Origin of the sequence: Microbacterium sp. ProA8 (assembly GCF_039905635.1) — a bacterium.
GTDB lineage: Bacteria > Actinomycetota > Actinomycetes > Actinomycetales > Microbacteriaceae > Microbacterium > Microbacterium chionoecetis.
This window is the reverse complement of record NZ_CP157000.1, coordinates 944735-966333: the sequence shown is the minus strand read 5'-3', so window position 1 is coordinate 966333 and position 21599 is coordinate 944735. Positions and strand designations below refer to the sequence as shown.

Below are 21599 nucleotides of genomic sequence, written 5' to 3'. Positions count from 1 at the left end.
GACAGGTTCCGTCACCGCGCCGCTACCACCACCAGCTGCGCCCGTTCAGCATGTCGCCGAAGTCCTCGGGCGACCCGTGGCCCGGATGCCGCGAGCTCAGGTAGCTGTCCACGACGGCCCGCCCGAGGTCGTCGAGCTCCGGTGCGACGACCTGTCCACCGGCCCGCCGCGCGAGGGCGTCGATGAATCGGGCGAGGCTGGGGTCCTCGCCCAGGCGGAAGAACGTCGTCTGCGCGCCGAGCCGCTGCACGGTGTCGAGCTCGCGCACCGTGGCCGCGACCGTCCGCGCATCGGGTGGATAGGCGAAGTGCGCGCTGCCGTCAGGGCGCAGGTGGGCGGTCGGCTCGCCGTCGGTCACGATGAGCAGCACGGGCTGCGCCGTCGGGTTGCGGCGGAAGTGCCGCTGGGCGAGCAGCAGCGCATGCTGCAGGTTGGTGCCCTTGTCCCAGACGGCGTCCTTGGCCGTCAGCTGCTCGATGTCGATCACCTCGGCGTGGCGGGCGAACGCGATCAGCTGGAGGTTGTCGCCGCGGAATCGCGTCGAGATGAGGTGATGCAGGGCGAGCGCGGTGCGCTTCATGGGCACCCAGCGGCCGTCGAGCGCCATCGAGAACGACGTGTCGACGAGAAGGGCGACAGCGGCCTGCGTGCGCTGCTCGGTCTCGACGACCTCGACGTCGCGGGTGTCGAGGCGCACCCCGGCCGAGACGTCGCCGCCGTCGAGCACGGTCCTCAGCACGGCGTTCGAGACGGTGCGGGGGATGTCCCAGGGCTCGGTGTCGCCGAACGCCCACTCGCGGGTCGAGCCGGTGCGGTCTCCGGCGGCGCCCGCGTTCCGCGTCTCGCGGCGGCCCGTGCGGCCCGACTGCCGCGTCGCGATGTCGCGCAGGAGGGCCCGCCCCAGCTGGCGCATCGCCCGCGGGGTGAGCCGGAGCTGCCCGTCGGACGCGCGCTGCAGCATCCCGGTGTCCCTCAGCTCCTGCTCGAGCTCGCGCAGGGTCCGGGCGCTGACGGCGGCATCCTCGCCCACCAGCCGCTCGAGCGCATCGAGGTCGATGTCGTCCATCCGTGCGCCCGGATACGACTGGCTGAGCTGATCGGTGACCGCGTCGAGGTCGGCGAGATCCTGCATGATGCCGGTCGCCTCGCCGAGACCGGACGGCTGATCGCCGGAGAAGGATGCCGATCCCGTCCAATCCTCGCCCGGCCGGAGCGAGCGCAGGTTGTCGTCGAGTCGTGACAGCGACTGCATGAGGTCGGGCGAGCCGAAGGCCTGCTCGGCGAGACTCAGGAGCTCGTCCCGCTGCTCGGGGGTCATGGAGTTGAGCATCCGCTGCGCGGCCGCGGAGCGCTCGGCGAGCGTGTCGAGGAGCTCGTCGAGATTCTGCGGGTCCTCGGGGAACTGGTCCCCGTGCTTGCGCATGAACTCGTCGAAGTCCTCCTGCGTGTCGTCGCCCAGCCGGCGCTTCTCGAGCAGGTCGTTCAGATCGTTGAGCATGTCGCGGATCGCCTGGCGATCGGCATCCGTGGCACTCTCGAGCGCGTTCTTCATGCCGGCGAACCGCTGGTCCAGGAGTTCCCGGCCGAGCAGTTCGCGGATCCGGTCGTAGTCGGCCCGCGCGCTCGGGCTCTGCCAGTCGTAGTCGGCGAGGTCGTTGACGGCCGCGGCGGTGCTGGCCGGCAGGTTCTCGAGCCGCATCTCGGCGAAGGCGCGGGCGTCGTCGTCGAGGTGGACATCGCGCACCAGGTGCTTGCGCTCCTCCAGCACGGCGCGGTCGAGCAGCTTGCGCACCTCCTCGAGCGTTCCGTCCAGCCGGTGGCGCCGCACGAGGTCGGCCCGACGCTCGCGCACCCGGCGGGCGAGGTCGTCGAGCCCCTCGCGGTCGCGGTCGCCGCGCCGCAGGTACTCGCGCAGCGCGCGGTCGGCAGAGGTGCCCGCCATCACGTCCTGCCCGATCGCCTCGAGCGCCGACTGCACCTCGACGGGCGGCGCGAGCGGATCGCCGCCCGTGTACCGTCCGTATCGCGCGGCGTGGCCGGGCGCGCGGTGGAAGCTGCGCGGCATTACGGGATGCCTCGCCCCGACGTGTCATCCATAGACCGTCTCACCGCCCGCGGTGTCCTTGCCGATGCGCTTCTCGAGGTAGAGCGACTCGAGCAGCAGCTCGAGCGCGCCGGCGCGCTCGCCGGCGGTGCGGGCCTCGAGGCGATCTGCCACCTGGTCGTACAGGTCGGACTCGCCGAGCACGGGCATCGCCGCCAGCACCTCGGCGGCCGTCACCTGCTCGCCGGTCATCACCGTGGCGCCGTCGTGGAGGGCATCGGCGAGCGCGCGGGAGTCCAGGCCGCGCAGGTGCGCGCGCGCGGTGTCGGCGACCGCGGTGCGCAGCAGATGCTCGAGGATCGCGCGTTCCCGACCCTCCTCCCCCGTCTCGAACTCGATCTTGCCGCCGAGCACGTCGACGGCCGTCTCGAGGTCCACGGGTCGGGCGACGGCGACCTCCTCGTGCTGCCGGGTCGCGCGATGCAGGGCCGCCGCGGCGATCGTCTCGGCGCCGGCGATCGCGAACCTCGCCGAGACACCGGCGCGCTGGTCGACGGCATCCGATTCGCGAAGGTTGCGCGTGAAGCGCGCGAGGATCTCGAGGAGGTGCGCGGGAACCTCGGCGACGAGGTCGGCCTCCTGGCGGATGACCGCGATCTCCTCGTCGATCGTCTGGGGGTAGTGCGTGCGGATCTCGGCGCCGAAGCGGTCCTGCAGCGGCGTGATGATGCGGCCGCGGTTCGTGTAGTCCTCGGGGTTCGCGGTGGCGACGACGAGCACGTCGAGGTCGAGGCGCAGCACGTAGCCTCGGATCTGGATGTCGCGCTCCTCCATGACGTTGAGCAGCGACACCTGGATGCGCTCGGCCAGGTCGGGCAGCTCGTTGATCGCGACGATGCCGCCGTTGCTGCGCGGCACGAGCCCGTAGTGGATCGTCTCGGGGTCGCCGAGCGAGCGACCCTCGGCCACCTTGATCGGGTCGACGTCGCCGATGAGGTCGGCCACCGACGTGTCGGGGGTGGCGAGCTTCTCGGCGTACCGCTCGCTGCGGTGGCGCCACGCGACGGGCAGATCGTCGCCCAGCTCGCCGGCGCGGCGGACGGATGCCGGGGCGATGGGGTGGAACGGATGCTCACCGAGTTCCGACCCCTCGATGACCGGCGACCATTCGTCGAGCAGCCCGTTCAGGCTGCGCAGCAGGCGCGTCTTGCCCTGGCCGCGTTCGCCGAGCAGCACGATGTCGTGCCCCGCGAGGATCGCGCGTTCGAGTTGCGGGATCACGGTGTGGTCGAACCCGTGGATGCCGGGCCACGGATCGCGTCCCTCGGCGAGCGCCGCGAGGAGGTTCTCGCGCAGCTCGATCCGCACCGGACGATAGGTGTGACCCGATGCGCGCAGCTGACCGGCCGTGGTGATCCCGGAAGGCGATGGTGTCATGCCCGGGAGGCTACGCCGCCTGCGCGGGGGTGAGGGCCGGATCGGCGAATTTCGTCGCACGCGGCCGCCGGGTGGCGACGTGCCGCCTGCCTGGTCAGGGGATGTGCCAGAACTCCGTTCCCAGCCCGTACATGTTCCAGATCCACCACCACTGACCCACGAGGCACGCAGCCAGCACGCCGAGCCGCCACACGCGGCTACGCGGCAGCGCGACGGCACCCCACAGCGGCGACAGCGGGAACAGGAGCCGAAACACGCTCGACTGCGGGAGGAACACGGCCAGCAGGTAGATGAGGTAGCCGGCCGCCCAGAGGCGGATCTCGGGTCCGAGACGCACCACGTGCGGGCTGGACGCGATGACGGCACCGACGGCGATCACCAGGGCGACGAGCCCGACCAGTCCCCACGCCGGGTCGAGCCCCCACGACCGGAACCAGTAATCGGTCGCCTGCGGCCAGCCCTCGAAGGGGACGAATCCCCCGTCGTCGCCGACCCAGAGCCGGCGCCACGAGAGCTCCGTCGCGAGATACGCATCCGGGCGGCCGGTCACGACCCCGGCGATCACGGGCCACGAGAGTCCGAGCGCCGTGGCGAGCGCGCCCAGCGCCACGATGTGCACGGCCTCCCGTCGCGCGAGCGACTCTTGTGCACGGGTCAGCCATCGACGGATGCCGAAGAGCCCGAGGCACAGCGCGAAGGCCAGCACGCCCGGCCGCGTGAAAGCCATGGCGGGAAGGATGACGTAGAGCCAGCCGTACCGCCTCCGCTGCAGGCACCGTATGCCGAGCATGATCAGCAGCAGGCAGGGCGCCTCGGCGTACGCGACCTGGAACATGGCCGCCAGCGGGGCGGACGCGAAGAACGCCACCGCCCACAGCGACGCGGTCTCTCCGATCGCGGGCTTCAGGATGCTGCGCAGCACCAGGCAGCAGAGGTACCCGGCGACGACGGCGAGCGCGACAGCGCCCGCCGTCCACGAGCCGAGGAGCCATCCGGTCGCCTGCGCTGCCCACGGGTAGAACGGCATGAACGCCCACGCGTTCTGCGCGACCTCGCCCGCGTCAGTGAGCGGAAGGTCGATCGGATACCCCTCGGCGGCGATGCGCTGGTAGTGCTGCGCGTCCCACGCGACCGCGTAGGTGGCGAGGTCGGCGCCGGGGCCGAAGCGGGAGCCGGCCGGCGAGAGGGCCGCGGCGAGGAGGAAGAACGCCGTCGTGATCACGCGCGACGCGAGGTAGATCGCCGCGATCCGCACGGCGGTCACTCCCCACAGCCGACGCGTCACCGGCTCGGGCGGCGCCGTGCGCTCCGCTGTTCGCACCCCGGCCGCGGTCACTCCGCTCCGTCCCCGTTGCCCTGCCCCGAAGACAGCGGTTGCGCGCCGCAGCTGCGGACCTGCCTCACGCCGCGACCTCCTCGCGCCGGAGCAGGTCGAAGGCGACGGCGCGGTACTGGCTCAGCATCCGGCGCCGTCCCAGGCGCGGTCGGGCGGCGAGGGCCCGACGGCGGAACTCGGGCCGGTTCTGCAGCACCGTCTGCCAGGTGTCCGCGATGGTCCCCGCATCCGCGGGGGTGATCACTCCGATCCTGTCGATCTGCGCGGCGGCGTCGCCGACATCCGTGGTCACCGGCGTCGCCCCGCATGCCGCGCCCTCGATCAGGCAGAGCGGCGAGGCCTCGCCGAAAGCGCTCGTCAGAGCGATGACATCGGCGACCTGGTAGATCGAGGGCATGTCCTGACGGATGCCGAGCGCATGGATCTGCGCCGTGGGCACGACGCCCGACTCCGCGGCGAGCGCCCGGAAGGCAGGGTTCTCCCACGACATGCCGGCGCCGCAGAGGACGTAGTGCGTGCCGGGATGCCCCGCGGCGTGGGCCGCCAGCGCGCGCAGGAACAGGCCGGGGTCCTTCATGGGGTCGAACCTCGCCGCGTACGCGACGACCGGTGCCCCCGACGGGATGCCGAGAGCCCGCCGCGTCGCCTGCTGCTCGGTCTTCGTGCCGGGGCGGAAGCGGCGGGTGTCGATGCCGTTCGCGATGACGTAGCGTCGGCTCGCCGTCACGCCGGCGCGCGCGTAGGCGCGGTCGGTCGCCTCCGCGCATGAGATCGTCGCGGTGAGGAGGCCCGATGCGGCCGCCTGTGTCAGCCAGCCGAGCGCGGGCCCGGAGTGCAGCGGATCCGAGCGGTGGAGGCAGGCGGCGACCGGTGCGTCGCTCATCAGTCCGCGCGCCTGCAGGGCGAGCAGGATGCCGAGCGGCTGCTCCTTGAGCGACAGGATCAGATCGGCGGAGTGCACCGCCTCGGCGGCGATCTTGAGCTGTCGGTCCGTGAAGCTCTCCGGTGCGGCCGGATGCCCGCCGGCCAGCTTCCCGAGACTACTGACGCGGACGCCGCCGCCCACCAGCTGCAGATAGCGGGGATCGTCCTGCATGCGCTGCACCGTGGACTCCCGCTGGGCGCGGGACGCGATGGCCAGGACACTGTGCTCCTGGTGACCGCCGGCATGGAGCCCGGCGATGACGTCGGTGTGCAGGATGCGCGCTCCACCGGTGAAGAAGCCCTCGTAGAGCGAGAGCACTCGGGAAGGTCGGACCATGGCGATGCTCCTCTGGGTCGTGACGCGGGGTCCGCGTCGCAGAGGTCGTCGGTCACGCCTTGCCACGCAGGTCCTGCAGTCGTCGATGCGCGGCGCCGGCGCCGATTGCACCTATGCTCCGACGTCTTCGGCCCGAAGTCGATGAATCGCGTGTGTGCAGTGGATGAACGGACGGGTGTCATCGCTCGGGCGGTCACACCGGGGAGCCGTCGGCGATCAGCGGACGGTCAGCCGCCGTGGCGGGCCGTCAACCGTGCGTCTTCGCGCGAGGTCAGTCGGCCCGCTCCCGCATGGAGCGCGCCAGTGACGTGAGCTGCTCGGCTTCGGCCGGATCGAGGTGTGCCCAGCGGGCCTCGAGTCCTCGCCAGATCTCCTCCACGGGCTTCTGCAGGTCACGACCCGCCTGGGTCAGCTGCACGAGGGTGACTCTGCCGTCGGCCGCCGACCGCTCGCGGCGCACCAGCCCGGCCTTCTCGAGGCGCTGCACGGTCTTCGCGATCGTCGAGTGGTCGAGCCCGAGCAGGCAGCGCAGCTCCTTCTGAGAGCGCTCGTCGGCGGCCCAGAGCTGCGACAGCACGAGCTCCTGCCCGGGGAAGAGGCCGAGCGCCGCCAGGCGCTGAGCCGCCAGCGAGCGCTGTGCGTGGGCCAGCTGCATGACGGCCCAGCTCACAGGCGCGACGTCGGCGAGCGTCGATCCGTGCTCACCGGGGTCGGGGGTCGTGGGCTGGGCCGCCATGGTTCCTCATCAGGAAGAGATGCTCGCGAGCGCCGGATAGTCGGTGTACCCGGCCGCCCCTCCACCGTAGAACGTCGCCGGGTCGGCGTCGTTCATCGGCGCACCGGAGCGGATCCGCTCGACGACGTCGGGATTCGCCAGCGCCCACCGCGCGATGGGCACGATGTCGGCGAGACCCGCGTCGATGTCGTCCCCGAGGGCATCGAGCGAGCGCCCTGCGCGGAGCACGAGGAGTGCGCTCGGCCACAGGTCGCGCAGGTCCCGCAGCAGCACCTCATCTGACGACTGCACGACGTGCAGATAGGCCAGGTTCAGCCCGGCGAGCTCGCCGACGAGATGACGGTACTGGTCCGCGGCATCCGGTCCCTCGTCGATGCCGCCGATGACGAGACCGGGCGAGATGCGGATGCCGACTCTGTCGCCGCCGATCTCGTCGGCGACGGCGGCGGCGACCTCGAGCGCGAAGCGCGAGCGCGCGGGGATCGAGCCGCCGTAGCCGTCGGTACGGGTGTTGGCGTTCGGCGAGAGGAACTGGTGCAGCAGGTAGCCGTTCGCCCCGTGGATCTCCACGCCGTCCGCGCCGGCCTCGACGGCCTTCGCCGCCGCGTGGCGGAACTCCGCGATCGTCCGGGCGATGTCGTCACCGCTCATCTCGCGCGGCTGCGGGATCGGCTGCCGCCCGCTCGGCGTGAACATCTCCACACCCGGCGCGATCGCGGACGGCGCGATCGGCGTGCGGTGGTGCGGCGTGTTCTCGGGGTGCGACATCCGTCCGACGTGCATGAGCTGCAGCACCAGGTGGCCGCCCTCGGCGTGCACGGCATCCGCCACCTCACGCCAGCCCTCCACATGAGCGGCACGGTAGATGCCCGGGGTGTTCAGGTAGCCCTGACCGTCGTCCGAGGGCTGGACGCCTTCGCTGATGAGGAGTCCCAGCGACGCGCGCTGCCGGTAGTACTCCGCGGTCAGCGGGCCCGGCGTGCCATCGGGAAGCGCCCGACTGCGGGTCATCGGCGCGAGCGCCAGGCGGTGGCTCAGCTGCATGCGGCCCACCGTGGCGGTCTCCCACAGCGCGCTCATGCGTTCGCTCCCGCGATGTCGGCGACGTGCACGAGGAGCTTCCCGCGCAGGTGGCCGTCTTCGCTGCGACGGTGAGCCTCGGCGACACCGTCGAAGGCCACGACGCCGGCCACCTCGGTGGCGAAGCGCCCGTGGGCCGCGAGGTCGAGCACGGGCGCGAGGGAACGGGCATCCACTGCGAACGGGTCGCCCGCCGCGATCTGCACACCATGGCGCGCGGCGGCGAAGTCGACGATCGTGACGATGCGCGACGGCTCGACCAGCGTCAGCATCCGGTCCGCGAAGCCCCGGCCGCCGGCGTCGAATGCGGCGTCCACCCCGTCGGGCGCGGCGAGCGCGAGGTCGGCGATGAGGTGATCGCCGTAGCGCACCGGTGTCGCGCCCAGTGCGCGCACGTAGTCGTGGTTCACCTCGGACGCCGTGCCGATCACGCGGACGCGCGCCGCGTTCAGCAGCTGCACGGCGGCGCTTCCGACCGAGCCGGCCGCCGCGTTGACCACGACCGTCTCGCCCGGCTGCGCATCGAGCAGCGCGAGCGCGCGCTGTGCGGTCTCGGCGGCGGTCGGAATGGTGGCGGCCTTCGTGAGGGGCAGCGCGTCGGGCACGCGCACCACCCGATCGGGCGTCGTCACGACCAGCTCGGCGTAGCCGCCTGAGGGGACGAAGCCGGCGACGCGGTCGCCCACGGAGGGCTCGGTCACGCCTTCGCCCACCGCTTCCACGACACCGGCGATCTCGTTCCCGAGCACAGCGGGAAAGGTCGTCGGGAACATGGACGACAGGGCGCCGCCGCGGATCTTGGCATCGAGCGGGTTGACCGCCGCCACGGCGACGCGCACGAGCACCTGCCCCGGGCCCGCCGAGGGCGAATCGACTTCTCTCGCCTCGAACACCTCCGGCTCTCCGAACCGGGTGATGACTTGAGCTTTCATGGCCGTCTCCTTCATTCGTGTGGTCGGCAACATGAATGACGTTAGCAGAGTTATGTGGTCGGCAACCTATGTTCGATGACAGCGAACAGGCCGCCCCGAGAACGTGGGGGTGCGGATGTCGGCGGCCCGTGCTTGGCTGGGCGCCATGCGCACCGTGACCTCTGCCGACGGCACACCCATCGCGTACGACCAGACCGGTGAGGGCGACGGTCCCGTCGTCGTCATCGTGAACGGCGCCCTCTCGACGGCGGCCGACGCCGCCGGACTGGCGCAGGCCTTGACGGATGCCGGCTACCGCGCCGTCGCGTGGGACCGCCGCGCCCGCGGCTCGAGCGGCGACGCGCGGGGCTCCACGCCGGATCGCGAGGTCGAGGATCTCTCAGCCGTGGTCGAGGCGGTCGGCGGCGACGCGGCCGTTCTCGGCCACTCCTCCGGCGCGGTGCTCGCGCTGGTCGCAGCATCCCGGGGCGTGCCGATCCGCGCGCTGTTCCTGTCCGAGCCGCCGCTGCGGTTCGGCGTGGACGAACCCGCCGACGATCTCGCCGAACGCCTCCAGCGGTACGTCGACGAGGGCCGTCCCGAAGAGGCGATCGTCACGTTCCAGCTCGAGAACGTCGGACTGCCGACCGAGATGGTCGAGCAGATCCGGGCGAGCGACCAGTTCCCGGCGATGCTTCCGCTGGCGCAGTCGACGGTCTACGACACGAAGCTCGTGCAAGATGTCTCGACTCCGACCCCCGAGATGCTCGCGGTGACCACACCGGTGACGGTGCTGCGCGGCGAGCAGACCTTCCCCCTCCTCATCACGGCCGCCGATCGCCTGGCCGAGGCGATCGACGGCGCGGAACTGGTGATCGTTCCCGAGTCGGTGATGCACCGCCCCGACCCGGCAGCGACAGCCCGCGTGATCCAGGAGCGCCTCAGCTAGAAGCCGTCAGTCGTTCAGCCGTTCGAGCAGATCGACCGCGGCGCGCGCGTACTCGCCGATCCAGCGGTCGTGGATGCGCTTGATCGGCAGCGGAGCGAGGGCGAGGTGGCGCTCGCGGCCGATCCTGCGGCCCGTGACCAGCTCTGCGCGCTCGAGCACGCGCAGGTGCTGCAGCACGGTCGTGCGATCGACCTCCGAGAAGCGGGCGCACAGCGCCCCCGTCGTGAGCGGCTCGCCCTTCAGGGCATCGAGCATGCGCCGGCGCAGCGGCGCGGCGAGCGCCTTGAACACGCGGTCGTCCACCAGGTCGTCGTCGGACCCCTTGCGCGCGGCATCCGTCATGTTATAAAACTACAACATGTCTGAAGAACTCACCGCACTCTCGTTCACCGTGTCGGGCCGCGTCGCACGGCCGGTGGCCGAGGTCTACGAGGCGGTCGCCGACCCCGAGCAGCTCTCGCGGTACTTCACGACCGGCGGCGCCCGTGGCCGCCTGGAACAGGGCGCCGACGTCACATGGGACTTCGCCGACTTTCCCGGCCGCTTCCCCGTGACCGTCGTGGAGTCGGACCCACCGCGTCGGCTCGTCATCCGGTGGGAAGCGCGCGACGGCCTGGAGGCCGAGACCACGACCACCTTCGAATTCGAGCCGATCGACGACGGCGAGCGGACGCTCGTGACGATCACGGAGTCCGCCTGGCGAGCTGACGCCGGCGGCGCGAAGAGCGCGTTCGGCAACTGCGAGGGCTGGACCGGCATGCTCGCGGCGCTCAAGGCGTGGGTCGAGCACGGCATCAACCTGCGCGAGGGCTTCTACGCCTGACGAGGGTCACCGCAATCGCGCCACGCTTCGCACCGCCCGAAGCCGAAGAAGCGCGGCGCTCACCCGCGGAAGAACGAGACTCCGAGATCGGGGTGGTCCACGAACACGCCGTCGACGCCGGCGTCGCGGATCATGCCCCACTCCGCCTCCCAGTCGCCGAACGCCGCCGGGCCGCCGCGGGTGCGGAACTGCCCGATCAGAAAGCGGTTCTCAGGTCGGCAGGTCCAGGTGAAGACGCGCAGCCCGCGATCGTGGGCGTCGGCGACGACCGCGGAAGGACCGCTGGTGCGCCCGAGTTTGTCAGGAGCGAGGATCGTCCGCTTGTCGACGCTGATCCCGTCGACACGTCCCACCAGTGCGTCGAGACCGGCGGGCGCCGCGGTCTGCCGGTACGTCAGCGCGGCTTTGCCGTGCGCGGCGAAGAGGTCGAAAGGCCGGCCCGACGCCTCGAGCAGATACACGTACGCCGCGCGGATGCCGCGTTCCCTGAGTGCGAACAGCACCGTGGACTCGAACGCCTCGATCGTCAGCGGCAGCTCGCCATCGGCCCAGCCGGCCTCGCGCAGCTCCGCCTCGACGAGGTCGGCGATGTCCCACCCGCCGGCGGCGCCGAGGCACGTGGCGAAGTACGTGGCGTGCTTGATCTCGAGCACCACGCCGATCTCTCGCCCGTACTCGAGCGAGGCTTCGCGGACCGCGTCGAGCACGTCCCGCAGTCGCAGCACCAGCTGCTCGTCGTCGAAGCTCGCGCTCGAGGGTCGCAGCTGCGGGATCCGCTCCCGGCAGCGGAGCGTCGCGAGCTCGTCCCACGTGAAGTCCTCGGTGAACCAGCCGGTGAGCTGTTCGCCGTCGACGGTCTTGGTGGTGCGCCGGTCCGCGAACTCGGGCCGGTCGGCGACGTCGGTCGTGCCTGAGATCTCGTTCTCGTGCCGCACGACGAGAACGCCGTCACGGGAGACCACGATGTCGGGTTCGACGGCGTCGACGCCCATCGCGAATGCGAGCGCGTACGACGAGCGCGAGTGCTCCGGGCGATACCCGGGTGCACCCCGGTGCCCGATGACGAGCGGTTTGCGGCGCGGCACCGTTCCAGCGTAGCCAGCGACCACCTCGCCTACTCCCGCGGGCGAGGAAGCGGCATCCGTTCATAGCCGTCTCTCAGCGCCGATCCGTGCCGTGCGGCCGCCGGTCGGATAATGTTGATCAACAGCACCGTGCTGTTCAACCCCCGTGACTTGGAGTGTGAGAGCAGTGGCCCTCAACAACCCCGCGTTCAGCAACCCGGCCTTCCAGGATCCGAAGGCCGTTCAGACCTACCCGGGCGGCCGCCAGGCGGCGAGCTTGACCCCGCCCCCGGCGCCGACGCAGTCCTCGACCGCGCAGCGTGCCGGAACGGATGCCGCAGCCCAGGCCCACCTCGAGGGCATGTACGCCGCCCCGCCCGCCGGTGCCATCGAGACCGGCCGGATGTCGGTCGAGGACACCGTCTGGAAGACGGTCGGGCTGTTCGCCGTCCTCGTCGCGTTCGCGGCGGTCGGCTGGGTGTGGACCCTCGGCGGCACGTCGACAACGGCTCCCGGCCAGATCTCGATCCTCCCCTGGATCCTTGGCGCCCTCGGCGGCTTCGTGCTGTCGCTCGTCGTGATCTTCACCTCGCGCAAGAAGATCCGCCCGGCCCTCATCTTCGCCTACGCCGCCTTCGAAGGACTCTTCGTCGGTGGCATCTCGGCGTTCTTCGAGGTCCAGTGGGAGGGCATCGTCCTGCAGGCGACCCTCGCGACGCTTTCAGTCGTCGGCGTCACGCTCGCCCTCTTCGCGAGCGGCAAGATCCGCGCGTCGAAGCGGGCCACGAAGATCTTCCTCATCGCGATGGTCGGCTACCTGGTGTTCTCGCTGATCAACATCGTCCTGATGATGTTCAACGCCCCGATCGCGGGCGGAGCCTTCGGCATGCTGAGCAATGAGAGCCCGCTCTTCGGCATCCCGTGGGGTGTCCTCATCGGCGTCTTCGTCGTCATCATGGCCGCCTACTCGCTGGTGCTCGACTTCGACAACATCCAGCAGGGTGTCCGCAACGGCGCTCCTCGTCAGTACGGCTGGCTCGGCGGCTTCGGGATCATGGTCACCGTCGTCTGGCTGTACGTCGAGATTCTCCGCATCATCGCTATCGCGCGCGGCGACAACTGACATTCCGCGCGCAGCGCTCCTGAACGGCCGTCCGGCTCTCCGGGCGGCCGTTCGCTTTCCCTCGCCAGGCACCCGTACGTGGTCTGTGCACGCGTGGCACGCGTGCACAGAGTCGGAGATCGCGGACGAAACGCCGGTGACGGATGCCTCGACACGGCGCGTCGGTCGAGGTCTCCGACTCCGTGCACGAGATCCGGGCGGTTCTGCTCAGAGCGGAACCACTTCGAGCCCCCAGCGCTGTCGTTCTATCGTGAGCGCATGGCCGAGATCATCCCGCTGCCGACGAAGGCGCCGCGTTCCCCTCGTGACCCTGAGCCCCTCTGGCGCGACGCGCTGGGCGACCGCCTGCGCCGCCTGCGACACGAACGCGGCGAGCGCCTTGCCGACACGGCCGATCGCGCGGGCGTCTCGCCGCAGTACCTGTCCGAGATGGAGCGCGGCCTCAAAGAGCCCTCCAGCGAGATGATCGCGGCCGTCGCCGGCGCACTCGAGGTCACGCTGATCGAGCTCACCGCGGGCGTCGTCGACGACCTCCGATCGCGCGGCGCCGACCGTGCGGCGGTCGGATGCCGCACGACATTCGCCCTCGCCGCCTGACACGTCCGGCAGGCCACTGGCCCATGTCGTGGGGCGTCGCTAGCCTGGCCGGGTGACGCCCGCGAAGTCCGAAGCCGAGATCCTCGATGTCGAGGGGCACGAGGTGCGCATCTCGAGCCCGGGCAAGATCGTCTTCCCCGAGCTCGGGATCACGAAGCTCGATGTCGTCCGCTACTACCTCTCCGTCGCCGAAGGCGCCCTCCGCGGGGCCGGCGGGCGGCCGATGGTGCTCAAGCGCTTCCCCAAGGGCATCGACGCCGAGCCGTTCTTCCAGAAGCGCGTGCCCGAGAACCACCCCGACTTCATCGACACCGCGACGCTGCACTACGCGCGCGGGACGTCGGCAGAAGAGGCGGTGATCCGGGATGCCGCAGGCCTGGCGTGGGTGGTCAACCTCGGGTGCCTCGACCTCAACCCGCATCCCGTCCGCGCCGAAGACCTCGACCGCCCCGACGAGCTGCGCATCGACCTCGACCCCATGCCCGGTGTGGACTGGGGGCAGATCGTCGACGTCGCGTTCGTCGCCCGCGAGGTGCTCGACGATGTCGGGCTCGTCGGGTGGCCCAAGACCAGCGGGTCCCGCGGCCTGCACATCCTGGTGCGCATCGCACCGCAGTGGGACTACAAGCAGGTGCGCGTCGCCGCCGAGACGCTCGCGCGTGAGGTCGAGAACCGCGCACCCGGCCTCGCGACCGCACGGTGGTGGAAGGAGGAGCGCGGCGAGAGCGTGTTCGTCGACTTCAACCAGAACGCCAAGGACCGTACCGTGGCGTCGGCCTACTCCATCCGCCCGCTGCCCGACGCGCGCGTCTCCACGCCGCTGGACTGGGACGAGGTGCGCAAGCGCCGCCCGGAGGAGTTCACCCTGCTCACCGTCCCCCAGCGGTTCGCCGACCTCGGCGATCCGCACGCCGGCATCGACGACGCCGTGGGCACCCTCGACGGGCTGCTGCGTCTGGCCGACGAGCTCGGCCCGGCCGAGAAGGCGCCGCGCGGCACAGACGGGTCGGGGCGCCGCCAGTCCACGATGCCGCTCATCGAGATCGCCCGCACCAAGTCCAAGTCCGAGTCGACCGCGGCTCTCGAGGAGTGGAAGACGCGGCATCCGGCCGTGGCCGCTCAGCTGCATCCCGCCGATGTGATGATCGACGGCATGCGCGGGTCGAGCTCGCTCTGGTACCGCGTGCGCGTCAACCTGCAGCACGTGCCCGAGGCCGAGCGCCCGCCGCAAGAGGCCCTGATCGCCGACTACGACCCCTGGGAGGGCAAGTCCTGGCCCGGCGCCCCCGGATCCGCCGGTCGTTGAGCGAGGGAGGGACGAGCGAGACGTACGGCCTCACCCTCGGTCGTTGAGCGAGCGAGGAACGAGCGAGACGAAACGCGCCTGACCTTTTGCGCAGACCCCGAGGCGTTTCGTCTCGCTGCGCTCGTTCAACGACCGGATGGAAACGTCCCCGAGCTCGTCCTACCGCCGGTGGTTGAGCGAGCGAGGAACGAGCGAGACGAAACGCGCCTCACCCCGCCCCGGTCGTTGAGCGAGCGAGGAACGAGCGAGACGAAACGCGCTTCACCCCGCCCCGGTCGTTGAGCGAGCGAGGAACGAGCGAGACGAAACGCGCCTGATGTCCGCACGGACCCCGAGGCGTTTCGTCTCGCTGCGCTCGCTCAACGACCGGTTTCCTCTCGCTCAGCGGGCCGGAACCCGCTCCAGCACGTGGTCGGCAAGACCGTAGGCGACGGCATCCGTCGCAGTGAAGACCCGGTCGCGGTCGGTGTCGGCGCGCAGCTTCGCGGCATCCTGCCCGGTATGGCGCGCCAGGATCTCCTCCACCTCGCCGCGCACGCGCACGAGCTCGTCGGCCTGCAGGATCAAGTCGGGGATCGCGCCCCTCCCCTGTCCGGCGGGCTGATGCAGCACCACGCGTGCGTGCGGCAGCACCGAGCGCTTGCCCGGCGCGCCGGCGGCCAGCATCACGGCACCCACGCCGATGGCCTGCCCGACGACAGTCGTCGCGACGTCGGGTCGCACGTGCTGCATCGTGTCGTAGACGGCCAGCATGGCGGCCGGGTCGCCGCCCTCGCAGTTGATGTAGAGCTGGATGTCGCGGTCCGGGCTGTCGGCGTCGAGGTGCAGCAGCTGCGCGATGAGCGCGTTCGCGACGCCGGCGTCGATCCCGGTGCCGAGGTAGACGACGCGCTCCGTGAGCAGCTGCGAGTAAACGTCCATGATGCGGTCGCCCCGCGGATGCTGCGCCACGACGTTTGGAATCGTGTACGAGGTCATGCCGCCACCTCCCGGGTCGCCGTGACGTCTGCGCCGACGCCGAGACCGGCGGGCCGTCGCCGTCGCGGCACCACCTGCGCGAAGTCGTCGACGATGCCGTCGATGAAGCCGTAGTCCTGGGCCTCGGTCGCTGTGTACCAGCGGTCGTGCAGCGAGTCCTCGAAGATACGGTCGATGCTCTGCCCGGTGTCGCGCGCGATGAGGCCGAGCACGGTGTCGCGCATGTGGCGCAGGTCGTCGGCCTGCACTTCCACGTCGACCGCCGACCCGCCGATGCCGGCGGATCCCTGATGCATCAGGATGCGCGCGTGCGGCAGCGCGCGGCGCTTGCCGCGGGTTCCCGCCGACAGCAGGAACTGCCCTGCGCTGCAGGCGAGCCCGAGCGCCAGGGTGGCCACGTCGTTGGGGATGAGGTTCATGACGTCGCGGATCGCGAGCATCGACGGCACCGAGCCGCCGGGCGAGTGGATCCAGAGCGCGATATCGGATGCCTCGTCCTCGGCTGCGAGCGCGAGCAGCTGCGTCGCGATCAGGGTGCCGTTGTCGTCGTCGAGCGGGCCGTCGAGCACGAGCACGCGCTGGTGGAACAGCTCGCGCCGCGCTTCAGCCCCGAACTGGGGGATCTTGCCTTCGTCTGCCATGCCCCCAGCCTGCGCGGATGCGGCGGCGGCGGCATCCGTTTCCGCTCCCGGCGGCTCTGCCGAGGGCGGAGCGTCTGCCCCGGGATCTCAGGCCTGGGGGCGGCGGCACGGTCCGGTCGCGGCCGCTGCTCAGGCGGGCCGATGCATGAGCGTGCGCGCGGAGGGAAGTGCCGCGACCGCCGCGAAGCCGTGCCCGGCGAACATGGCGACGGTGCCCGTGGAGAAACCCTGTGGGAGCTCGCCGCCGCGCTTCGACGTGTCGATCGGGTACGCCTCGAACGCCGTCGCGCCGTGGCCCACGGCGTGGTCCAGGGCCGCCGCCAGCAATGCCGCACCGACTCCGCCGCGGCGTCGCCGCGGCGGTACGAGGATGCAGTAGATCGCCCACACTCCCGGGTCGTCGGCCGCGTACAGGCTGTGAGCGCGCACGAGTCGGCTCGCCAGGACGTGGCGCACCCGCACGCGTGGCTCGACCCCGCACCAGCCCACCGCCGTGTCGCCGTCGAATGCGACGAGACCACGCGGCGGGTCGAGCGTGCGCACCTGCTCGCGCAGCAGTTCTCGCCGGGACTCGCGCGTGGTGCGGCGCGCATCGGCGTTCTCGAGGATGTGGAACTGGCACTGACAGTTGCGCGACGAGGCATCGGCCTGCATGACGCTGTCGACGGCATCCCATCCCGCCTGCGTCGCCGCGACCACCCGCATGCCCATGGCCCGACCGTACTGCCGGTATCCGACACGACGAGCGTCGGAGCGCGGCTCAGCCTGCCGGGGTACGCCGGGAGGGGTTCTCGACCGCGGCGCGGAGCGCGGCGACGAGGGCGGGGCGCACCACGTCGGGTGTGAACGCCGCCGCGGCGGCACGCGCCCGCGACGACAGCTCGGCGCGGCGGGCGTCGTCCTGCAGCAGACGGGTGATCGCGTCGGCGAATCCGTCGACATCCCCGGGCGCGACCAGCACGCCGGCGTCGCCGATCGCCTCGCGCGGGCCGTAACGGGCGTCGAACGACACGACGGGCAGCCCGCGCGCGAGCGCTTCGGCGATCGACAGCCCCTGCCCCTCGAACGCGGTCGACGTGACGAAGAGCGCCGCGCGGTCGAAGAACGCGTCGCGGTCGGCCGTAGCCCCGTGGAGCGTGACCGATGCCGCAAGCCCGAGGTCGTCGATGAGCCCTTGCAGCTCGTCCCGCAGCGGCCCATCGCCATAGACGTCCAGCCGTGCGTCGGGGACGACGCCGACGACCCGCGCCCACGCGCGGATCGCGAGGTCGACGCGCTTCTGCGGCGCGAGCCGGTTGAGCATCACCACCTGGCGCGCATCGCGGGATGCCGCATGCGGCGGCTCGGTGCCGAGCTCGATCGTGTTGGGCACGACGTGGAACGTGCCGGGGTCGCCGAACCGCGCCGCCACCTCGTCGCGCTGCGCGGCCGTCGGCCACAGCACGGCGTCGTAGCGGTCGACCGTCGAGAGCCAGCGCTGCCACATCCCCGTGACGGGCGCATCGGGATCGTCGTGCGGCGCCGGCAGGTGCGAGTTGTGCACGGTGTGGACGAGACGTACGCGCGGATCGTCCCAGTCGGCCAGGGCCTCACCGATCTGCCGCGACTCGAGGATCACGACGAACAACCGGTCGGGATCTCCGGCGGCGGCGCGTCGCTGCTCGGCGATATGCGTGAGCCACGCGGCATACAGGCTGCGGAAGCCGCGCAGCATGCGGTCGCCGCCCGGAGCGTGCACGATGATCGGCGCGTCGGAGAGGTGCCAGGTGGGGTCGTCACGCAAGACCGGCAGCGAGACGACGGGGCTGGCTGCGGCCGCGTCTTCCACCACGCGATACTCGATCCCGGTCGCCGCCGCGTCGCCCGCCGGCTCCCCCGCCGCGAAGAGCCACGACGGTTCGGCCACGATGTCGTCGAAGAGGTTGCGCGCCGAGGCGGTGCTGTCGAGCAGACCCGCATCGACGAACGCCTGCCGCTGCGCGGCATGCGTCTCGGGCGACGCCCCGTCGACGCTCAGCTGCAGAGGATCGGTTGCGCCGGCCGAGGCCAGCAGGCCCCGTCGCGCCGGCACTGCGACGGCGAACCCGCCGTCCAGTCCCAGCGCGACGCGGCTGCCCAGGAGCACGTAGTCGGCGTCGGGCAGGGTCTCGTCGCGGGCCGCAGTCACGCGTCCATCCTCCCGCACCTCTCCGAAGCACCCGCAACCCCGACAGCCGGCAGACGACAGCGACGCCCCGGACCCGAAGGTCCGAGGCGCCGGCTGGATCACTCCCACTCGATGGTGCCCGGCGGCTTCGACGTGACGTCGAGCACGACGCGGTTGACCTCGCGCACCTCGTTGGTGATGCGGTTCGAGATCTTCGACAGCACGTCGTAGGGCAGGCGCGTCCAATCGGCGGTCATCGCGTCTTCGGACGACACCGGACGCAGCACGATCGGGTGCCCGTAGGTGCGCCCGTCGCCCTGCACGCCCACCGAACGGACGTCGGCGAGCAGCACGACCGGGCACTGCCAGATCTCGCCGTCGAGGCCGGCCTTCGTCAGTTCTTCGCGCGCGATGGCGTCGGCGTCGCGCAGAATCTCGAGGCGGTCAGCGGTGACCTCACCCACGATCCGGATGCCGAGGCCGGGGCCCGGAAACGGCTGGCGGGCGACGATCGCCTCCGGGAGTCCGAGCTCGCGGCCGATGGCTCGCACCTCGTCCTTGAACAGCGTGCGCAGGGGCTCGACGAGCTCGAACTGCAGGTCTTCGGGGAGCCCGCCGACGTTGTGGTGCGACTTGATGTTCGCGGTGCCCGTGCCGCCGCCGGACTCGACGACGTCGGGGTACAGGGTGCCCTGCACCAGGAAGCGGATGGGCTCGCCGTCGGCCGCGGCCTCGGCGACGAGTTCGCGCTCTGCGGCCTCGAACGAGCGGATGAACTCGCGGCCGATGATCTTGCGCTTCTGCTCGGGGTCGCTGACGCCCTCGAGCGCGTTCAGGAACTGCTCGCGCGCGTCGATCGTGATGAGGCGCACACCCGTCGAGGCGACGTAGTCGTTCTCGACCTGCTCGCGCTCGCCCTTCCGCAGCAGCCCGTGGTCGACGAAGATCGCGGTGAGCTGGTCGCCGACGGCCTCGTGGACGAGCGCGGTCGAGACCGCGGAATCGACGCCGCCCGACAGGGCGGAGATCACGCGACCGGTGCCGATCTGCGCACGGATGCGCTCGACCTGCTCGGCGATGACGTTGCCGCTGTTCCAGTCGGCCGCGAGGCCCGCTGCCTTGTGCAGGAAGTTCTCGATGACGTTCTGCCCGTAGTCGGTGTGCTTGACCTCGGGGTGCCACTGCACTCCGTACAGGCGACGCTCGTCGCTGCCGAACGCGGCCACCGGGGTCGCTCCGGTCGAGGCGAGGACCTCGAAGCCCTCGGGCGCCTTGGCGACCTGGTCGCCGTGGCTCATCCAGACGTTCTGCTCCACCGGCTGGCCGCCCAGCAGCACGCCGCCGTCACCCGTGACCGCGGCATCCGTCGCTCCGTACTCGCGGAGTCCGGTGTGTGCGACCTCGCCGCCGAGCGCCTGCGCCATCACCTGGAAGCCGTAGCAGATGCCGAGCGTCGGCACGCCGAGGTCGAAGACGTCGGTGTCGAGCGCCGGGGCACCCTCTTCGTAGACCGACGACGGACCGCCCGACAGGATGATGCCGACCGGGTTCTTCGCCGCGATGTCGGCGGCGCTCGCGGTGTGGGGCACGATCTCGCTGTAGACGCCGGCCTCGCGCACCCGTCGCGCGATGAGCTGCGCGTACTGGGCTCCGAAGTCGACGACGAGAACGGGGCGCTGGGAGGTGTCGGTCCCTGTTTCTGAAAGGCTCTGGGTCAACGCTTGTTCTCCGTCGGCATGGCGGGGGCGGGGGTCGGAAGGGAATCAGCAGCGGAAGAGTGCTCGGCGCGCGTGTGCAGCTCAGCGGCCTCGCGCTCGGAGAGGTACGTCTTCACGTCGCGCGCGACGCGCGCCTCCATGAAGAACGACAGCAGCGGCACGATGCCACCCGCGGCGAGCATGGCGAGGCGCAGGAGGTTCCAGCGCATCAGGCTCCACACGCGGAAGCACGAGATCAGGTAGACCACGTAGAACCAGCCGTGGGCGACGAGGATGCCGAGCGACAGGTTGAACCCGTCACCCGTGGACTCGAGGCCGGAGGCCGTCTCGACGACGGGCGCGAACCAGAGGAATCCACCGGAGCCGCCCAGGAACAGCTCGTAGCCGAGCGCGTACTTGCCGATCATCTCGGCCACCAGCAGGAGCAGCATCGTGCCCGTGATGATCGAGCAGATCTGGTAGAACTTCAGGGCTCCGCGGATCGCCGGAAAGGAAGCGAGCTTCGGGGCGCGGGGCATGGCCCCCAGTCTACCCGCGGCACGGTGCTCGGATTCCGGGCTCAACGCCGCCTCCGTCGCGTCCCGGCGGACGGCTTCAGGATGCCGAGGGCTCCGGTTCGCCCCCCGACTCGCGCCGGTCGTCCTCGAAGTCCTCGGTCTCCTTCTCCCAGGCATCCTTCGCGAGGCGGTACCAGAGGTAGAACGCGAAGCCGGCGAAGACGGCCCATTCGAGTGCGTAGAAGATGTTCAGCCAGTTGACGCCCGAGCCCTCGGCGGGCGCCGGCGACGAGATCGCATCGAGGCCGGCGAACGCGTCCTCCGATGCCAGGTACGGACGGTAGACGAAGAGCCCCTCGACGTCGTGCCACTGACCGAGCAGGGCCGCCGGCGACATGCGCGTCAGGGTCTGCGGGTCGCTGCCGCGCGGCGGCAGCACCGGACCTTCGTCCGAGATGAGGCGACCCGTCACCTCGACGGCGTCTTCCGCGGAAGACCTGGATGCCTCCTCCTCGAGCTCGTCGATGGCAGCACGAGCCTCGTCCTCGCTGGCGGCCCACCCGAGGGCCACTGCGAGCGACGTCGGTCCGAAGGTCTCCGTGCGGTCGGGGTCGAGGCGCAGCTGACCGGTCACCCAGAAGCCCTCGACGCCGTCGTTGAACCGCGACTGCACGATGACGAAGTCGCCGGGCACCCAGCTGCCGGCCGTCTCCACCCGCTGGCCCACGAGGGGCTCGGGAAGGTACTCGCCGGGCGCCGCGACGTCTGCGAGATCCTGAACCTCCTCGGTCGCACCGGGAGGAACCGGATTCGTCACCACCGCACGACCCAGCTGCCACTGCCCGAGCCAGGCGAACACTCCCGCCACCACGAGGCAGAGCAGCAGCATCCCGATCCAGCGGGGTCGCAGCATCACCTCGCGGAGCGTCGGCGGGAACTCCTCGACCGGCTC

Annotated in this window: 21 protein-coding genes; 5 read left to right on the top strand and 16 right to left on the bottom strand. The window is 71.2% G+C overall.

Features of this window, described 5'->3' with window-relative positions:
• Window positions 1–22: 22 nt before the first annotated feature.
• From ABG085_RS04180 to ABG085_RS04150, 7 genes are all read right to left on the bottom strand, one after another.
• The gene (locus ABG085_RS04180; RefSeq protein WP_347978169.1) at window positions 23–2065 is read right to left on the bottom strand and encodes a VWA domain-containing protein; all 2043 of its coding nucleotides are present in this window, start codon (window positions 2063–2065) and stop codon (window positions 23–25) included.
• Between the two features lie 24 nt (window positions 2066–2089).
• On the bottom strand, window positions 2090–3481 hold the full coding sequence (locus tag ABG085_RS04175) for an AAA family ATPase (protein WP_347978168.1): 1392 nt from the start codon (window positions 3479–3481) through the stop codon (window positions 2090–2092).
• A gap of 94 nt (window positions 3482–3575) precedes the next feature.
• Window positions 3576–4817 (bottom strand): hypothetical protein, encoded by a 1242-nt coding sequence (locus ABG085_RS04170; protein ID WP_347978167.1) that lies wholly within the window; start codon window positions 4815–4817, stop codon window positions 3576–3578.
• 64 nt (window positions 4818–4881) lie between these two features.
• Window positions 4882–6078, bottom strand: a complete 1197-nt coding sequence (locus ABG085_RS04165; protein ID WP_347978166.1) for a glycosyltransferase — start codon at window positions 6076–6078, stop codon at window positions 4882–4884.
• Between the two features lie 271 nt (window positions 6079–6349).
• Window positions 6350–6814: a MarR family transcriptional regulator gene (locus ABG085_RS04160; RefSeq protein WP_347978165.1), complete on the bottom strand. Its 465-nt coding sequence runs from the start codon at window positions 6812–6814 to the stop codon at window positions 6350–6352.
• A 9-nt stretch (window positions 6815–6823) separates the two neighbouring features.
• Window positions 6824–7894 (bottom strand): alkene reductase, encoded by a 1071-nt coding sequence (locus ABG085_RS04155; RefSeq protein ID WP_347978164.1) that lies wholly within the window; start codon window positions 7892–7894, stop codon window positions 6824–6826.
• Entirely contained in the window at window positions 7891–8826 is a 936-nt protein-coding gene (locus ABG085_RS04150; RefSeq protein ID WP_347978163.1) for an NADP-dependent oxidoreductase, read from the bottom strand. The genes ABG085_RS04155 and ABG085_RS04150 overlap by 4 nt, the downstream gene beginning before the upstream one ends.
• Window positions 8827–8971: 145 nt before the next feature.
• Here ABG085_RS04150 and ABG085_RS04145 point away from each other — a divergent pair, with 145 nt between their 5' ends.
• Complete coding sequence (locus ABG085_RS04145; RefSeq protein ID WP_347978162.1) at window positions 8972–9754, top strand: alpha/beta hydrolase; 783 nt, start codon at window positions 8972–8974, stop codon at window positions 9752–9754.
• 6 nt (window positions 9755–9760) lie between these two features.
• Here the strand turns inward: ABG085_RS04145 and ABG085_RS04140 are convergent, their stop codons facing one another.
• Window positions 9761–10096, bottom strand: coding sequence for a metalloregulator ArsR/SmtB family transcription factor (locus tag ABG085_RS04140; protein WP_347978161.1), 336 nt, complete (start codon window positions 10094–10096; stop codon window positions 9761–9763).
• Between the two features lie 16 nt (window positions 10097–10112).
• Between ABG085_RS04140 and ABG085_RS04135 the strand changes: the two genes are divergently transcribed.
• The gene (locus ABG085_RS04135) at window positions 10113–10577 is read left to right on the top strand and encodes an SRPBCC domain-containing protein (protein WP_347978160.1); all 465 of its coding nucleotides are present in this window, start codon (window positions 10113–10115) and stop codon (window positions 10575–10577) included.
• A 59-nt stretch (window positions 10578–10636) separates the two neighbouring features.
• Here ABG085_RS04135 and ABG085_RS04130 read toward each other — a convergent pair whose 3' ends face one another.
• A complete protein-coding gene (locus tag ABG085_RS04130) occupies window positions 10637–11662 on the bottom strand; it encodes a glycerophosphodiester phosphodiesterase family protein (protein ID WP_347978158.1) in 1026 nt (341 codons plus the stop codon).
• Window positions 11663–11828: 166 nt separating this feature from the next.
• Here ABG085_RS04130 and ABG085_RS04125 point away from each other — a divergent pair, with 166 nt between their 5' ends.
• The 3 genes from ABG085_RS04125 (at window position 11829) to ligD (ending at window position 14667) form a co-directional block, all read left to right on the top strand.
• Window positions 11829–12764, top strand: coding sequence for a Bax inhibitor-1/YccA family protein (locus ABG085_RS04125; RefSeq protein ID WP_347978156.1), 936 nt, complete (start codon window positions 11829–11831; stop codon window positions 12762–12764).
• Window positions 12765–13022: 258 nt separating this feature from the next.
• On the top strand, window positions 13023–13361 hold the full coding sequence (locus tag ABG085_RS04120) for a helix-turn-helix transcriptional regulator (RefSeq protein WP_347978155.1): 339 nt from the start codon (window positions 13023–13025) through the stop codon (window positions 13359–13361).
• 52 nt (window positions 13362–13413) lie between these two features.
• Entirely contained in the window at window positions 13414–14667 is a 1254-nt protein-coding gene (ligD, locus tag ABG085_RS04115; RefSeq protein ID WP_347978154.1) for a non-homologous end-joining DNA ligase, read from the top strand.
• 381 nt (window positions 14668–15048) lie between these two features.
• Here the strand turns inward: ligD and ABG085_RS04110 are convergent, their stop codons facing one another.
• The 7 genes from ABG085_RS04110 to ABG085_RS04080 all read right to left on the bottom strand — a co-directional run bounded on the left by ABG085_RS04110 (window position 15049) and on the right by ABG085_RS04080 (window position 21560).
• Window positions 15049–15645, bottom strand: coding sequence for an ATP-dependent Clp protease proteolytic subunit (locus ABG085_RS04110; protein ID WP_347978153.1), 597 nt, complete (start codon window positions 15643–15645; stop codon window positions 15049–15051).
• Window positions 15642–16286: an ATP-dependent Clp protease proteolytic subunit gene (locus ABG085_RS04105; protein ID WP_347978152.1), complete on the bottom strand. Its 645-nt coding sequence runs from the start codon at window positions 16284–16286 to the stop codon at window positions 15642–15644. The genes ABG085_RS04110 and ABG085_RS04105 overlap by 4 nt, the downstream gene beginning before the upstream one ends.
• 129 nt (window positions 16287–16415) lie before the next feature.
• Window positions 16416–16997: a GNAT family N-acetyltransferase gene (locus tag ABG085_RS04100; RefSeq protein ID WP_347978151.1), complete on the bottom strand. Its 582-nt coding sequence runs from the start codon at window positions 16995–16997 to the stop codon at window positions 16416–16418.
• Window positions 16998–17046: 49 nt separating this feature from the next.
• Window positions 17047–18453, bottom strand: coding sequence for a glycosyltransferase (locus ABG085_RS04095; RefSeq protein ID WP_347978150.1), 1407 nt, complete (start codon window positions 18451–18453; stop codon window positions 17047–17049).
• 98 nt (window positions 18454–18551) lie between these two features.
• Window positions 18552–20150 carry a glutamine-hydrolyzing GMP synthase gene (gene guaA, locus ABG085_RS04090; RefSeq protein ID WP_347978149.1) on the bottom strand — a complete coding sequence of 533 codons (1599 nt, stop codon included), beginning with the start codon at window positions 20148–20150 and terminating at the stop codon, window positions 18552–18554.
• Window positions 20147–20668 carry a DUF3817 domain-containing protein gene (locus ABG085_RS04085; RefSeq protein ID WP_347978148.1) on the bottom strand — a complete coding sequence of 174 codons (522 nt, stop codon included), beginning with the start codon at window positions 20666–20668 and terminating at the stop codon, window positions 20147–20149. Before ABG085_RS04085 ends, guaA begins: the two co-directional genes overlap by 4 nt.
• A gap of 76 nt (window positions 20669–20744) precedes the next feature.
• The gene (locus ABG085_RS04080; RefSeq protein ID WP_347979275.1) at window positions 20745–21560 is read right to left on the bottom strand and encodes an SURF1 family cytochrome oxidase biogenesis protein; all 816 of its coding nucleotides are present in this window, start codon (window positions 21558–21560) and stop codon (window positions 20745–20747) included.
• Window positions 21561–21599 lie beyond the last annotated feature (39 nt).

Bases quoted from the DNA above. Each gene is read 5' to 3' on its own strand.
- ABG085_RS04180 (WP_347978169.1), bottom strand. From the start codon at position 2,065: ATGCCGCGCAGCTTCCACCGCGCGCCCGGCCACGCCGCGCGATACGGA.
- ABG085_RS04175 (WP_347978168.1), bottom strand. From the start codon at position 3,481: ATGACACCATCGCCTTCCGGGATCACCACGGCCGGTCAGCTGCGCGCA.
- ABG085_RS04165 (WP_347978166.1), bottom strand. From the start codon at position 6,078: ATGGTCCGACCTTCCCGAGTGCTCTCGCTCTACGAGGGCTTCTTCACC.
- ABG085_RS04160 (WP_347978165.1), bottom strand. From the start codon at position 6,814: ATGGCGGCCCAGCCCACGACCCCCGACCCCGGTGAGCACGGATCGACG.
- ABG085_RS04155 (WP_347978164.1), bottom strand. From the start codon at position 7,894: ATGAGCGCGCTGTGGGAGACCGCCACGGTGGGCCGCATGCAGCTGAGC.
- ABG085_RS04150 (WP_347978163.1), bottom strand. From the start codon at position 8,826: ATGAAAGCTCAAGTCATCACCCGGTTCGGAGAGCCGGAGGTGTTCGAG.
- ABG085_RS04145 (WP_347978162.1), top strand. From the start codon at position 8,972: ATGCGCACCGTGACCTCTGCCGACGGCACACCCATCGCGTACGACCAG.
- ABG085_RS04140 (WP_347978161.1), bottom strand. From the start codon at position 10,096: ATGACGGATGCCGCGCGCAAGGGGTCCGACGACGACCTGGTGGACGAC.
- ABG085_RS04135 (WP_347978160.1), top strand. From the start codon at position 10,113: ATGTCTGAAGAACTCACCGCACTCTCGTTCACCGTGTCGGGCCGCGTC.
- ABG085_RS04120 (WP_347978155.1), top strand. From the start codon at position 13,023: ATGGCCGAGATCATCCCGCTGCCGACGAAGGCGCCGCGTTCCCCTCGT.
- ABG085_RS04110 (WP_347978153.1), bottom strand. From the start codon at position 15,645: ATGACCTCGTACACGATTCCAAACGTCGTGGCGCAGCATCCGCGGGGC.
- ABG085_RS04105 (WP_347978152.1), bottom strand. From the start codon at position 16,286: ATGGCAGACGAAGGCAAGATCCCCCAGTTCGGGGCTGAAGCGCGGCGC.
- ABG085_RS04100 (WP_347978151.1), bottom strand. From the start codon at position 16,997: ATGGGCATGCGGGTGGTCGCGGCGACGCAGGCGGGATGGGATGCCGTC.
- ABG085_RS04085 (WP_347978148.1), bottom strand. From the start codon at position 20,668: ATGCCCCGCGCCCCGAAGCTCGCTTCCTTTCCGGCGATCCGCGGAGCC.
- ABG085_RS04080 (WP_347979275.1), bottom strand. From the start codon at position 21,560: ATGCTGCGACCCCGCTGGATCGGGATGCTGCTGCTCTGCCTCGTGGTG.